The sequence below is a fragment of the Microbulbifer maximicatervae (SeqCode) genome (assembly GCF_052467615.1).
In genome coordinates this window covers 519135-534175 of sequence record NZ_CP174319.1, presented here as the reverse complement: position 1 = coordinate 534175, position 15041 = coordinate 519135, and the positions used below count along the sequence as shown (strand labels likewise).

Annotated in this window: 10 protein-coding genes; 9 read left to right on the top strand and 1 reads right to left on the bottom strand. The window is 44.4% G+C overall.

Annotation, left to right across the window (positions count from 1 at the left end):
• Entirely contained in the window at positions 1–1272 is a 1272-nt protein-coding gene (ltrA, locus tag ACJJIM_RS02320) for a group II intron reverse transcriptase/maturase (protein ID WP_444911611.1), read from the bottom strand.
• Between the two features lie 576 nt (positions 1273–1848).
• Here ltrA and ACJJIM_RS02315 point away from each other — a divergent pair.
• The 9 genes from ACJJIM_RS02315 to ACJJIM_RS02275 all read left to right on the top strand — a co-directional run bounded on the left by ACJJIM_RS02315 (position 1849) and on the right by ACJJIM_RS02275 (position 13458).
• Positions 1849–2424 carry a hypothetical protein gene (locus tag ACJJIM_RS02315; protein ID WP_444912233.1) on the top strand — a complete coding sequence of 192 codons (576 nt, stop codon included), beginning with the start codon at positions 1849–1851 and terminating at the stop codon, positions 2422–2424.
• Positions 2425–3235: 811 nt separating this feature from the next.
• Positions 3236–3712, top strand: coding sequence for a YcxB family protein (locus ACJJIM_RS02310; RefSeq protein ID WP_413664620.1), 477 nt, complete (start codon positions 3236–3238; stop codon positions 3710–3712).
• An 868-nt stretch (positions 3713–4580) separates the two neighbouring features.
• Positions 4581–5183, top strand: coding sequence for a class I SAM-dependent methyltransferase (locus tag ACJJIM_RS02305; RefSeq protein WP_413664619.1), 603 nt, complete (start codon positions 4581–4583; stop codon positions 5181–5183).
• A gap of 581 nt (positions 5184–5764) precedes the next feature.
• Entirely contained in the window at positions 5765–6409 is a 645-nt protein-coding gene (locus ACJJIM_RS02300; RefSeq protein ID WP_413664618.1) for a hypothetical protein, read from the top strand.
• 757 nt (positions 6410–7166) lie between these two features.
• A complete protein-coding gene (locus ACJJIM_RS02295) occupies positions 7167–7559 on the top strand; it encodes an SMI1/KNR4 family protein (protein WP_413664617.1) in 393 nt (130 codons plus the stop codon).
• A 100-nt stretch (positions 7560–7659) separates the two neighbouring features.
• Positions 7660–8235 (top strand): hypothetical protein, encoded by a 576-nt coding sequence (locus ACJJIM_RS02290; RefSeq protein ID WP_413664616.1) that lies wholly within the window; start codon positions 7660–7662, stop codon positions 8233–8235.
• Positions 8236–9160: 925 nt separating this feature from the next.
• On the top strand, positions 9161–9592 hold the full coding sequence (locus tag ACJJIM_RS02285) for a hypothetical protein (protein WP_444912232.1): 432 nt from the start codon (positions 9161–9163) through the stop codon (positions 9590–9592).
• 878 nt (positions 9593–10470) lie between these two features.
• On the top strand, positions 10471–10869 hold the full coding sequence (locus ACJJIM_RS02280; RefSeq protein ID WP_413664614.1) for a hypothetical protein: 399 nt from the start codon (positions 10471–10473) through the stop codon (positions 10867–10869).
• 1338 nt (positions 10870–12207) lie between these two features.
• Complete coding sequence (locus ACJJIM_RS02275) at positions 12208–13458, top strand: hypothetical protein (protein WP_444912231.1); 1251 nt, start codon at positions 12208–12210, stop codon at positions 13456–13458.
• The last annotated feature ends 1583 nt before the right edge of the window (positions 13459–15041 follow it).

Sequence of the window (15041 nt, the reverse complement as noted above, 5' to 3'; positions counted from 1 at the left end):
CTATCCGTAATGAATCTCTACCCAACGATCTCGCAATGAAATCAAACCCATCTCTTCGAAGAACTCATTATTGAGCGCAATATGAATACCCTCAGTTTTTGCGCTTCGCCAGTAACTTTTACCGGACGAGCCGCAGGTAACTGCCAGCGACCCTCTCACACCCATACGCAGTAAATTTCGAACTTTCGTTCTCACTCTGCGCCAATTCTTCCAATAGCTCATTCTTAATCGCCGCCGTATCCAGCAGTCAAGATCTATACATTTTTGATAGCCTTGCGCTATCCCAAAGTAGTTGATCCAACCACGGAGGTATACGGTAAGTTCTTTCAGTTTCTTTTCCATAGAGATACCACGAGATCGCCCTGTAATCTGGCGGACGCGGTATTTAAATTGGCGCAGTGACTTATCATGCCAGACAAGCTTTGCTCCACGGAAAGAAAAACCCAGAAACTTACAACGACTAACGGGGACTACTTGGCTTTTAGTATCGTTAACTTTGAGCTTAAGCTTGCGCTCAACAAAGCGTTTAATACTCGCCATTACCCGTTCACCCGCGCGCTTGGAAGCAACAACAATCACAAAATCATCCGCATAGCGAACAAAATCATGTCGGCGTTTTTCCAGCTCTTTATCGAGCAGGTCGAGTACAATGTTGGAGAGCAGCGGCGATAAAGGGCCCCCTTGTGGAACCCCCTCATGACAGGCTTTCCAGCATCCATCTTCTACACTTCCTGCACGCAAGTAACTTGCGATCAACTTGAGTAAACGCTTATCGCTGATTCTTTGGCCAAGTAAACTCATGAGGAAATTATGATTTACCCGATCGAAGAATTTAGATAAATCGACATCTACGGCTATTCGTTTCCCTCCCTCGATATACTTTCGCAGCTTTTTCACCGCATGATGCTGCGATCGCTTTGGGCGGAACCCATAGCTGAACTTCGAAAAGGTTTTATCGAAACTGGGACCGATGATTTGGGCGATAGCCTGCTGAATAACACGATCAAAGACCGTAGGTATCCCGAGACCACGCTGGCCACCATCTGGCTTGCGAATGTAGACGCGCCTGACGGGAAGCGGCTGGTAATGACCCTGTCGAATGGTCTCGATGAGGTCGTCGCCAACTGCCTTGAAGTGCTGCACAAAATTATCGACAGTAATCCCGTCAATGCCTGCGGCACCTTTGTTGCTTCGCACGTGTTTCCATGCAGCATTAAGATTTTCTTTGCTGAGGATGGCTTCAAGCAGATTTTCATTTGAGTTGAGTGTCATGGCAGTGCGCTACGTCAATTTTATATCCGGCTGGCAACATATCAGTAGGCTAGCCCTGTCTTTTAACTCGTGGATTTTGGGTTCAGGCCTTCACCGTATCCAAGGTGTTAATCTTGGCACTAGGCTACTATGCCGTCGGCTGACTTCTGTTCAATCACCTTGGCCATTACTGACCGAGGCGCTGCTGTGTTCCACCAATTTTGTTTACTCCCGCGATGGTGGCTAGCGGGCTGAGCCTACTTATGAGTCAGCGGCCAAGCTGACAGCTTTACAGCAGCAGGTTGAACAGATCTCCCCAGATAAGAACGTGAACTTTCACTACACAACTGCATCATTTACTCTACCCGTTAGACCACATGGCTTCGGTGTCCTTGGCCACCTCGCCTCCAGGCTAAGCCTTATATGATGTTTCTGTCCGTCAGCTCGTAGCTTTGCTAGCGGCTTCCTCCCCACAAGACCTCGCGGTATTGCAGTTGCCATTCGCTAGTAGTTAGCATTTAATGCAATCCATTAAACGGTGATCCTCCTACAGGGGACTTTCACCCCATTAATTCACGCCCATGCTGGGCGTACCAAATGTATCAAATTGATGCCTACGCTACCGCTTCGGCACAATTTATACAGGCGTTCTGCGTAAAGACTATGGGTAAACAAATAGAAATCTCTCTAACTCAAGATGATGAAATTCTTCTCGAGAAATACATATCAGAGAGGTTTGATATCAGGGTTGCTAATAGGTTCTATCCTGCGTCTTGGGATAAGTCAGCTCTTTACAAGACAAATGATACAAACCATTGGCTAATAATTGATGCTCGTGCAGAAGAGATTCTGATTGAATCTGCAAACTTGATTGATACTGGACCTAGCAAGGATTTATGGCAAATGAGGAGCAAGTCCTATTCATGCATCGAATGGGAAAGGGATATGAGGCCAAATCCTCAGTTTCCTACTGGAAGGTTGTTCTTAGATACTAGTCCTGGTTCAATATGGAAAGATATTTCATCTATTTCGGGAGATGATGTTTCAAAGATTTATAACCGTGCGTGTAGGTGGCTCAAGAAAAACTGCAAACTTACCGGTAGGGTGTGGTCAAGCAACCACACAGAACAAGGGCCAATAATTGGCTCCAGCCGGCGTGGCCGGTGTTCGTAATGTATCTCTACTCAGTGATAGTGTCGACCAGCTCTTCATTTGAGTTGAGTGTCATGGCATTATGCTACCTCAACTTTATCCAACTGAAAACATATCGATAACCTAGCCCTATTTTTTAACTAATGGATTTTGGGCTCAGGCTTTCACCATGTCCAAGGTATTCATCTTGGCATTAGACTACTATGTCGTCGACTGACTTCTGTTAAATCACCTCTGTCATTGCTAACCGAAGCGTTACTATATTCCACCAATTTTGTCTATCCCCGCGGTGGTGGCTAGCGGGTTGGACCTACTTATGAGTCAGCGGCCACGCTGACAGCCTCATAGCAGCAAGTTAAACATATCTCCTCAGATAAGAACGTGAACTTTTGTCATATAACTGCATCCTTGACTCTACCCGTTAGATCACCCGGTTTCAGTGCCCCTGGTCACCTCACCTCCAGACCAAGCCAAATAAGATGCTTCTGTTCATCAGCTCATAGCTTTACTAGCCGCTTCCTCCCCAGAAGACCTTGCTGTGTTTCAGTTGCCATTCGCTAGTAGTTAGCATTTAATGGAACCCATTAAATGGTGATCTTCCTACAGGGGAATTTTACCCGATTAGTTCACGTCCATGCTGGGCGTGCCAAATTTAGGCAAGCGGACAAATTACTACGCCTTCGATTCTGTAATTTGCCGTTGCAAGGGCGTAATGTGGGGCTAAGTCGAGGTCTTATTAAGAGATGTGGCGTAATTAACATTAGCTTATAGAATCACCCTGACACCCACTGAAGTGCTACGACAAATTTACTAGACACAATAAGTTGTTTTTATGCAGCCTTTTAATACTCAGTTTACCTTATCTAGAGATTACCTTGCCGAATGCTTTGATCAGTCTCTACCTTATGGGAAAAATATCAAGCCGAATTATCTTCTTCCTACATTATTATTATCTTCTGGTGTGGGATTACTGTTATTTACTGAGCAACCTAAGATCGCAAGTTGCACGTTAATTGCGTTGGGCGCGCTGGAGCTCATACATATTCGATTTCGACGAGCTTGGTGGTTAGCACGGCAGATGCTTGGGAAAAGTGCCGGTAGTGAAGTGAAATTAACTATAGACAAGGATGGAATCCAGACAAAAAATTCTTATACGGTAACAGCTCTGTTGTGGGCAGATATCGAGCGTACTATTGAAACTGATTTAGGGCTTATTTTGGTGACTAAATCTGGAGGGCAACAGTATTTATCTAAATCGTTATTACCTCCTGAATTAATTAATGAGATAGTTACCAAGATTAAGGGTTGATATTAGAGATCGCCCTCAAATTTGATTGTGCTGACCTCGTTTTGGAATTCAATGATTGGCAAGAAAACCACATCACTATCAAGTGTGAGAATACGCAAGGATTTCGGTTTTAAAATTCAGAATACGAGATTTCTGAGTCTGAGAGCTTTGATTCTTGTCACACCCTACATGATTCTGGGAGGATGAAAGAAGATCTTAAGCAGGGTGAAGCCTTGGAAGGTAAAAATTGGCTCCACTATAAATTAAACTTTAATACAGCTGGTGTAGTGGAGGTTCTATGTTCCAAACTTGCCAAAACTTAAATTGGGTAGCCGGTAGTTTATAGCTACCGGCCCCCACACCACCCATCGTGAGGATAGGCAATGAGCGTTTCCCTATCCGTAATGAATCTCTACCCAACGAAAGTACCGAACAGGTCTTCATTTGAGTTGAGTATCATTGCAGTGAGCTACTTCTTAGTCTGCAACAACCCCGACAACTTCACAGCAGAAAGCTAAACAGATCTCCCCAGATTGGAACGTGAATTTTCACTACACAACTGCATCATTGACCCTACCCGCTTGATCACCCGACTTCGGTGTCCTTAGCCACCTCGCCTCCAGGCTAAGCCTTATAGGATGTTTCTGTTCGTCTTTGCTAGCGGCTTCCTCTCCACAAGACCTCACGGGGTTGCAGTTGCCATTCGTTAGTAGTTAGCATTTAATGGAACCTATTAAACGGTGATCTTCCGACAGGGGACTTTACCCCTATTCGTCCATGCCCATACTGGGCGTACCAGGGCTAACCAGTATTGCCCCTTCGGGGCTGGAATTCGCTACGCTCGGCTGCTGTTGGCGGCATTATATTTTCTTCTCATCGGAGACAGGGAATGTCATCGAAAGAAATTTCCAACTATTATGACTTAACAGAACATAGTGATACTCGAGAAGATTTAATCTATGCTCTTAGCGAAGTAAAAGGAAGAAAGGTTGCTGTTGATTGTGGCTGTGGAGCAGGATCAGATATAGCTTATTTACGCGGTAAGGATTTCATAGTTCATGCCTTTGATATTGAGAATGAATCTATATCTAGATGTCGCAAACGATTTAAAGATGATGAGCAGGTTATTCTATCAATGGATAGTTTTAGCAGTTTCAATTATCCTGAGTCCTCACTAATAGTTGCTGATGCCAGTCTTTTCTTTTGTCCTGAAAAAGATTTTGAATCTGTTTGGTTGAAAATAACTAACTCTTTGACAAAAGGTGGAATTTTTTGCGGTTCATTCCTAGGGCCGAAAGACACAATGGCTGGGCCTGAGTATGATAAGGAAGCTTTCTGGAATGATACTCTAGTTATGAATGAATCGAAGATAAGAAAACACCTCAGTAACTTTGAGCTATTAAAGTGGACTGAACATGACCTTTCAGGAAAAACTACAGATGGTACACCGCATCATTGGCATATATTCTCCATCGTAGCGAGAAAAATCTAAATCGGGTAGCAAGTTGTTTCTAGCCACCAGCCCCCACACCAGCCATCGCGCAGATCCGCAACAGTCAGTTCTCTATCCATAATGAACCCCTACCCAACGATAGTCTCAAACAGCTCTTCTATTGAGTTGAGTGTCATTGCAGTGAGCTACTTCTGAGTACGCAGTTACGCTGACAACTGCACAGCGGCAAGCTAAGTAGATCTCCACAGATAAGAACGTGAACTTTCACTACACAACTGCATCATCTACCCTACTCGTTAGATCACATAACTTCGATATCCTTGGTACCTCGCTTCCAGACTAAGCTTTATGGTATATTTCTGTTCGTCAACTCGTAGTTTTGTTAGCCGCTTCCTCCCCAAAAGACCTCGCGGCGCTGCAGTTGCCATTCGCCAGTAGTTAGCATTTAACGGAAACCATTAAACGGTGATCTTCCTAAAGGGGACTTTCACCCCATTAGTTCATGCCCATGCTGGGCATACCATGTACAAGCAGGTTACTTCGGGCCTTTGACCCTTAGCAGGACGAACGACGCTATGCTCCAGCCGTCCCTGTTGTAGTCGTTATAGCCAAGGATAGATATGGAAAGCAATAAGATATTTCTAACAATCAACAGAGTTAACTCAATACTCTTTCTACTATTATTGATTAGTTCATTAATTGGGGCGTTTTTTATCTTTCAAGAGATAACGAAAAGTACAAGGAGAAATGCGGTAGAAATTGCTACTCCTGACAAAGAAACTAAAGAAGTAATCGAGCTTTCAGATGTAGAAACAATTCGAGACAAAGGAATCCAGTATATACGTGTCTATTCAAAGCGTGATGGCGTTTTAAAGTCTGGGGGGTATAGCCGAACCCTTCGAAACCTGCTTTTCTTAAGTCAAATCAGGGAGGAACCTATATGGTTACTTCCGAACAATAACTCTCAAATTATTGAACATCGCGTTCTTAAAACATATGATAGTCAAACAAATGAATCGACGTCCGACTACATATATGTGGAGATTATTCCTGAATCTGAAGGGATAAGTGCTTGTGTCAGCGCCACCGATGGAACAACCCTTGAGTGCCTTGATACTGGATTAAACAAAATCATCCAGTACGAGTATTTCTCAGATAAACAGACGCTGGGCTTGCTTGTTCAAGTGTCAAATGAACTTCGCTACAAAGTTTTTAACCTTGCCTCGAAGAATCTAGAGTCTGACAAATTTGTGATAAAGCTATAAATCGGGTAGTCGGTAGTTTCTAGCTACCGACCCTCACACCACTCATCGTGTAAGCCCGTAATGGACGCTTTCCTATCCGTAATGAATCTCTACCCAGCGATAGTATCGAGCAGCTCTTCATTTGAGTTAAGTGTCATGGCAATGCGCTACCTCAACTATACATCCGACTGGAAACATATCGGTAAGCTAGTTCTGCCTTATAACCCGTGAGTATAAGTCCAGACCTTCAATATGTCCAAGGTATTCAAATTGGTATTAGTCTATGACTTCTGTGGAATAACCCTGGTCATTACTTATCCAGACGCTGCTGTGTTGCGCCACTTTTGTCTATCCCCACCCAGGTTGGGCTTACTTATGAGGCAGCGACCACGCTGACAGCTTCAAGCTAATCAGATTTCCCCAGATAAGAACGTGAACTTTCACTACACAGCTACATCATTTACTCCACCCGTTAGATCACCCGGCTTCGGTGTCCTTGGCCACCTCGCATCCAGCCTAAGCCTTTTATGATGTTTCTGTTCCTCACCTCATAGTTTTGCTAGTGGCTTCCTTCCCAAAAGACTACACGGTATTGCAGTTGCCAATCGCTAGTAGTTAGAATTTAATAGAACCCATGAAATGGTAATCCTCGTACAGTGAACTTTCACCCCACTAGTCTACGCCCTTGCTGGGCGTACCAAGAAAAGGCAGAACGACGCTGAAGAGCCTGTGCGTCTGCTTTGGGCGTTAAGCATCAGCTCAAGTTATGAGTATCGAAATGGAAGCTAGAGAGTTCAAAGTAATAACAGGGATAGAACTCCCTGTATCTTTAATTGAACTCTACAAAGAAAAAGGGAAAGAAGGTTTTGGCCCTGAACATGGCATGCTCGGAATTATTACTGGCCACAAAAACGACTTAGATGATTCGATCTTGAGTCTATATCAGAGTTTATGTTCTGGAGACTCTGATGACCCCAACTGGATTTGGCCAACGGAACTAGTTCCATTTATTCATATTGGGTGTGCAATCCACTATTGCATAGATTCTACTTGCCAAAATAATAAAGTCATTGAATTCGATCCAACAGGTTATGATCCAGAGGTGGGCCCTAAAGGCCACTTCAAAGAGATTTGTCCGTCTTTTAAAGAATGGGTAGCAAGCAATGTGTAAATACTTAACAAACCGATCAACTTCGCGCCTACGTGGCCGGACAGCTAAAAACGTGGCTTCGCCACATTGCTGCCGCTATTGAGGCGTTAAGCGAAAAGATATGAGTACAGAAGAGGCAATGGAAAGGCTAGGGTATACGCAGGAATGGATCGATAGCGGTATCATCTCTGAGGAATTTCTAGCCTTGCAGTACCACGAGATAAATAATAGTGAGGACCAAAATGCAGAGCATTATAGGTGGGGTGGATTTCTCAACTATATTCGTGGAAAAAGCACACTATCAGACGATGAGGTAGAAAATATATTTTCGCTTGAAGATCGTGGTCCTGACGATATCGATCTTCATATAAATAGAGTAATTGAGCTGATTCAATCGGGTCTGCTAACCGATGAACAGTTTGTTAAAATTGCGCACCATAATGAGATTTTAGAAAAACCGATACAGAAGGTATATCAAAGGTTTGCATTGCGTCAAAAAATTCGTTCAATTGGTATTGAGCTAGCGTTTGATGAAGTAAAATCGTCAACAGATACTACAGTGCATGAGTATGTACTGGATCTTCCTGATGTTAAATTAGATCATGTCAGGTGGTTGGCGGAAAATGGCGCCAATAAGCGAGTACGTAATATTGCAAGGCAAATGGCCAATAGTCGTAGGTTCAGGGGTGACGCTTAAATTGGGTAGCCGGTAGTTTCTAGCTTCCGGCTACCACACCAGCTATCGTGCGAGTACGCGATGAGCGTTTACCTATCCGCAATGTATCCCCGCCCAACGATAGAGCCGAGCAGCTCTTCATTTGAGTAGAGTGTCATGGCAACGCGCTACCTCAGCGTTATCCAACTGGACATATATCAGTAGCCTAGCATTTCCTTTAAACTTGTGGATTTAGGTTCAGGCCTTCCCTCTGTCCAAGGTATTAATCTTGGCATTAGGCTACTATGCCATCGGCTGACTTCTGTTTAATCATCTCGGTTATAAATAACCGAAACGCTGCCGTGCTCCACCCTTTTTCTCTATCCCTGCGATGGTGGCTAGCGAATTGGGCCTATTTATGAGTCAGCGACCAAGTTGACAGCAGCAAGCTCAATCGATCTCTCCAGATAAGAATGTGAACCTTCACTACCCAACTACACTATTGAATCTATCCATTAGATCACCCGGCTTCGATGTCCTTGGCCATCTCGCATCCAGGCTAAGCTTTGTATGATATTTCTGTACGTCAGCTCATAACTCTACTAGCGGCCTCCTCCCCACAAGGCCTCTCGGTGCTGCAGTTGCCATTCGCTAGTAGTTATCATTTAATGGAACACATTAAATGGTGATCTTCCTACAGGGGACTTTCACCCCATTAGCACACGCCTATGCTGGGTGTAGCAAGTTAATCAATGCTACCCGGATCTCTGCATTAGGTGCTCCGGTCCATTATTGAGACGTTAAGTGAAATAATGCAATACGCTCCATTACTCTTACTATTGCTGTCGGCTATATCAGAAAATGTTTATGCATGTATGAAAATTGCTCCCTCCATGCTGAAGGAGTATGAGGGTATGTCAATCTATGAATCGAATTTAGCGTCGAGTGATATTGCTTTCGAGGGTACTTGATACAAGCCGAAACTACGGCACGAACAGCTCGAGAAAAGGGGGGTGTAAGAATCTATAAGTATCTCGTAATTGAGCCATTTAAAGGGAATATTAAAAAAAATGAGGTCGTAGAGGTATCACAGAATCGTACTTATTGTAGCTTTACCTATTGTATTGATAAGGAACATTTAGTTTATCTTACAAAAGATAAAATCGGACTATATCAATTTGGTATGGCTCACTCTGGCCCGCTATTTGATCAAATTCTAGATATGGAAAAAGAGGAAGATGTAGAGTTTTATCAAAAGATCGTAGAAGCCGGTAGAGGATCTGATTATGTGGTGCGATCATATTTTCCCAACGGGAAGCCAAGAATTTACACTTATAGTGTGGAAAAACAGCTGGACAAAGTACGTGTCGCATCAACATTTAAACCAGGTAGTCGGTAGTTTCTAGCCGCCGGCCCCCACACCACTCATTGTACGGGTCCGATTTGAGCGGTGCGCTATCCGTAATGAATCTCTGTTCAACGCAAGTGTCGAGCAGCTCTTCATTTTTCTGTTTAATTACTTTGCCAATCACTGACCGAAGCGCTACTTTGTTCTACTACCTCTCTCCTTCCCTGAGACGGTAAATAGCGTATTGAGCCTACTTATGAGTCAACGGCTACACGGACAGCTTCACAGCAGTAAGCTAAACAGATCTCGCTAGATAAAAACGTGAACTTTCACTACATAGCTGCATCATTGACACTACCCGTTAGATCACCCGGCTTCGCTGTCCTTGACCACCTCGTATCCAGGCTAAGCCTTTTATAATCTTTCTGTACGTCAGCTCATGGCTTTACTAGCGGCTTCATCCCCACAAAACCTCACGGTGTTACAGTTGCCATTCGCTAGTAGTTAGCATTTAATGGACCCCATTCGGCGGTGATCTTCCTAAAGGGGACTTTCACCTCATTACTTCGCTCCCATACTGGGCGTACCAAGTTTAGGCAGCCGACGCCTACGGCGCAGATGCTAAAAGCGTTAAGGCTATAGACTAAGTATCGAGCATGTGAGGAAATCATCAATGAGGGGCTGAGCTCATTTACACCCATACTACTTGGCTGTGGATCAGGAGCATTTGGCCTTGTAATGATTATCTCTGCACCACCAACTGATAAAGTAATCGGCTTCTATGTCTTCGCCAGTGCTTGTTTAAGCATTTCATTTGCCTGCATGTTTACTGGTAGAGTTCGTCAATTTTTCGGTAGCTTCATTGGTCTTGGATTGTATTCTGTACTGTCGTCCGCTGTTGCGGACACAATAACCACGGATAGATTCTTTTGAGTATTAGATATCTTGCAGAAACAAAAGACTACAAAGTCTATTCCATCTTCGAGTCTGTGTATTTAAAAAATAAGTCTACTTGTAGAAATCTAGTCGAGCATGAAGAAGAGGATCAATGTATAGCTTGGATCTACGGCGATCCAGATTCAGCTGTAATATCATGCGATGGAAGTTTCATTGTAGTAGCAGGATGTGGAATAACAATATTTTACATCGAAACTAACCAAGCAACTGAGCTATTTAACGAGCCTGATGACATTACTTGGACTGAGGGTATATACCAGAGCTCTGAAGATGATTGTAAATATGTCCGATTTAATGCACTTACCAAAAAAGATAACTTAAAAATACATCGCTTAGACACCCAAAAAGGTAGTCTGGAGGTGTTAAGCTGATGGCTATAAATCAGGTAGGCCCTAGTTTTTAGCTACCGGCCTCACACCACCCATCGTGCTGGTCCGCAATGGGCCGTGCCCTATCCCTGATGAATCTCTACTCAACAACAATATCGTGCAGCACTTCATTTGAGCTGAGTATCATGACAGTGCATTACCTCAACTTTATCCGGCTGGCAACATATTGGCAGGCTAGTCCTATCTTTTAACGCGTGGATTTTGGGTTCAGGACTTCACCATATCTAAGGTATTAGTCCTGGCATTAAGCTACTATGCCGCCGGCTGACTTATGTTTAACCACCTTTGTCATTACGACCGAGTCGCTGCTAAATTTTATATCCATTGCGATAGTGGCTCGCGAGCTGGGCCTACTTATGAGTTAGCAGCTACGCGGACGGCTTCATAGCAGTATGCTTATCAGACCTCCCCCGAGAAAAGCATGAACTTCCACTACCCAACTGCATCATGACTCTACCTATTAGCTCACAAGGCTTCGGTGACCTACCCACCTCGCCTACAGGCGAAGCCTCATAGGATATTTCTGTTCCTCAGTTCATAGCTTTAATAGCGGCTTCATCCCCACAAGATCTCACGGTGTTACAGTTGCCATTCGCTAGCAGTTATCATTTAATGGCGCCCATTAAATGGTGATTTTCCTACAGGGGATTTTTACCCCATTAGTTCATATCCAAGCTGGGTGTACTAAGTAAATCCATGTGACTCCTACGGTGTCACCTGATTTAGGCGTTATATTCCAGGAGAGATATGTTAATCCGAGGTAATGTAACCAACTTTGAGGGAGCATACTACAAAGAATTTTTTATCCATTTTGGGTTGATGGAATCGGCATCGTGTTTTGATATCTATTAGTGATGAGGATGAGCACCTTGATGTCCCCAAGAATGGAAGTATTAAACGTTTGGCTTGCTTCCGTGCTATCTGTCATTAAGGGAGCAGCCGCACATAACATCAATCAGATTTCAGGTCAAAATCACATCTCAGTATGTGGCGAAGTTCTAAATGTAGTGTAAGAAGGCGAACTTAAAATAGCTGTCGAATCGCTGCCATCACCAATAATGGCCAAGTTTGAAAATGATGTACAGGTGAAGGCTGGTTAGATTATTAAATTCAGCAGTGAGCTGCAGCTGCATGCACAATATAATAATTGCAAGCACGGTCGCCCACAATCGGGCTGGACTCGTCGCTGCGCTCCTAGCCCGTGTTACGGGCATCAGGCCCTTGGTATTAATCAAGGGGCCAGGCCGACAAGCTTAGATACGGCGACGAAGCTACACAAAAGGCTAACCCCATTCTCATATGAACGTACATGGAGGAATAATGAGATTAACGTATTTCTTTGACACGGCTCAGGAAGCAGAGTCATTCTTTCTTAGCCTGGTGCCACTATACTGCGGTGAGACTGCCACTATTGATGTGACACTTGATGAGTTTAGTTTAGGGCTCAGTGAATTGAGTGAGATCTGCACCATGTGCTCCTGGCACTGCGACAAAGACGGCATCTATGCATTTTTGGATTTTGAAGGTGACGCCTTCAAGATTGCTGATCAGATAAAAGCCACGATTGATAAAATACTTGAGCCTATGGACCTGCGTTATCGCGACTGCCAAGTGGAGAGGTCCTTAAGCGCCTTCGCTGAGGACGAAGAGCCTGACCACCTGAGACTAACCTGGCCTGAAAGTTGGGAACAGGCCCCAAATTTGGGCGAGGGCTGTACGTTCAATTACAATATTTATGCGCTTTTGCCGGCTGAAAATAAGCTGTATACGGGTAAGTGTCTATCTGAACAGCAACAAGCTAACCTAGTTAAGCACTGGTTAGATTACGGTGGTCTCACTGTCGAAGAACTCACTATGTACTATTGGTCAGACGGGGCCGATGGTAACTACACTCCAAGTTCACTCGAAAACATTTTGACTGCTATTTACGGGAACGGTCTACAGCAGTGCGGCTATATCAGTATTGCGTCAAAAAAGGGGCGGTACGTGAAGCGCTTGATCCAGGACCTATTGTTACCAAATGTAGAACTTTTCGATATTTCAGATAGTGGTTATGAAGGCGCTGGTAACGAGATCAAGATTGTCAGTGGTAGCGGCGTGCATCTGCAGTTCAATCTGAGGCGAGAGCTATCGGTGGAAGAACGGCAGGCTATTATGAAGCGCTACCAACAGAGTGATCTTTACAAGTTTATCAATACCGCTTTTTCCCGCCTGTTTGACATAGAGCCTGCCTTGGTGTTAGAAGATGATAACAATGCAAACGTTGAGTTTGAACATGCCGATCAACTCGAAGGGCACCTGGTAGCGCTATCAAACGCACTCAAAGGCGGTGGCTATAATATCTCAGCGATTAAGGTTAACAAAGCCCTGGTTAATCTTGGCATCCTTAGAGAGATGAAGGTACGAGGAGTTAAGACCCCTAAGAAGTCCTTCACTGAAGAACATTCTTCATTTGGTGAAAATATCCCTAAGTCTCATCGCAAAAATGATATTGAGGCACGGTATTATCCAGGAACTTTCAGAGCGCTGATGTACCAATTGGGAGAAGCTCCTTCTCTTACTGAGCGGTGATCGCACCACGCAAGAACTGTCCCACCAAAGATCTCTGGCATTAAAAATGAGATGAACTCCAGGATATTAAATACCGAAAAATGAATGGGTCGAACACTGCTTTGTAAACGAGTGCAATGCCCAAATCGGGTATCCGGTAGTTCCTAGCTACCGGCACCCACACCACTTATCATGCGGGCCCGTAATGGGAAGTTTCCTGTCCACAATGAATCTCTACCCAATGATTGTCTCGAGTAGCGCTTCAATTGAGTTAAATGTCATAGCATTGCGCTACCTCAACTTTATCCGACTGGCAATATATTGGTAGGCTAGCCCTGTCTTTTAACCCGTGGATTTTGGGTGCAGGGCCTCCCCCTGCCCAAGGTATTCATCTTGGTATTAGGCTACTATGCCGTCGGCTGACTTCTGTTTAATCTTCTAGGCCATTACTGACCGAGGCGCTACAGTGTCCTTGGGCACCTAGCCTCCGAGTTCAGCCTTATAGGGTGTTTCTGCTTATCAGCTCGGGGCCCTACCCGCGGTTTCCTCTCAACAAGACCTCACTGTATTACAGTTGCCATTCGCTAGTAGTTAGCATTTAATGGCGCCCATTAAATGGTGATCCTCCTACAGGGGACTTTCACCCCATTAGTTCACGCCGATGCTGGAAGCTTCGCCCCTTTGGGGCTGGACAATCACTCTACGCTCCAGCTACCAGTGATAAAATCGTTATATGGAAGTATATATGTTGAAGAAATTATCGGTACTATTGAGTTCTATTCTTTATATATCTTGTACGAATAATATCCCATATACCCCAATCGCGAAGGATAACTACGGGGATGATACTCCAGGCTACAAAGAGAAAGACTTAGGGGGCGGTCGCTACGATATTGAAGTTTGGGGGTACGAAAATACTAAAGAAGAATTGTATGTATATTATCTGCATAGGCGATCCCAAGAGCTCTGTAAATCTGGATATACATATATACCCAAAGATATAGAGTTGGTTATGGTTTCTAGTGGCCGGCAACCCAAAGTGAATTCAGGTAGATTGTGGAGTATACAGTGTGTAAATCCATAACGGCCACATGAATCGGGTAGTCGGTAGTTTCTAGCAACTGGCCCCCATACCACCCATCATGGGAGACTGCAATGGGCAACTCCCAATCCGTAATGAATATATCACATAAAGATATCAACTAAGTACACTGAGGGTTAACTACAGTAGGTTAAACAGATCTGCCCAGATAGGAGCGTGAACTTTCACTACTCGACTGCATCACTAACTCTTTCCACTAGATCACTCGGCTGGATGTCCTTGGCCACCTCGCCTCCATGCTAAGTCTTATAAACTACTTCTGTTCATCTTTGCTAGCGGCCTCCTCCCCACAAGACCTCACGGTATTGCAGTTGCCATTCGCTGGTAGTTAGCATTTAATGGCGCCCATTAAACGGTGATTTTCCTATAGGGGACTTTCACCCCACTAGTCTACGCGCTTACTGGGCGTACTAATACCGTCAAAATTGCCCTACGGGCTGGACCCCGGTGCTAACGTACCTCCGCCCGTTATCCTAGGCGTTATAAAAACCATCAAAAATAG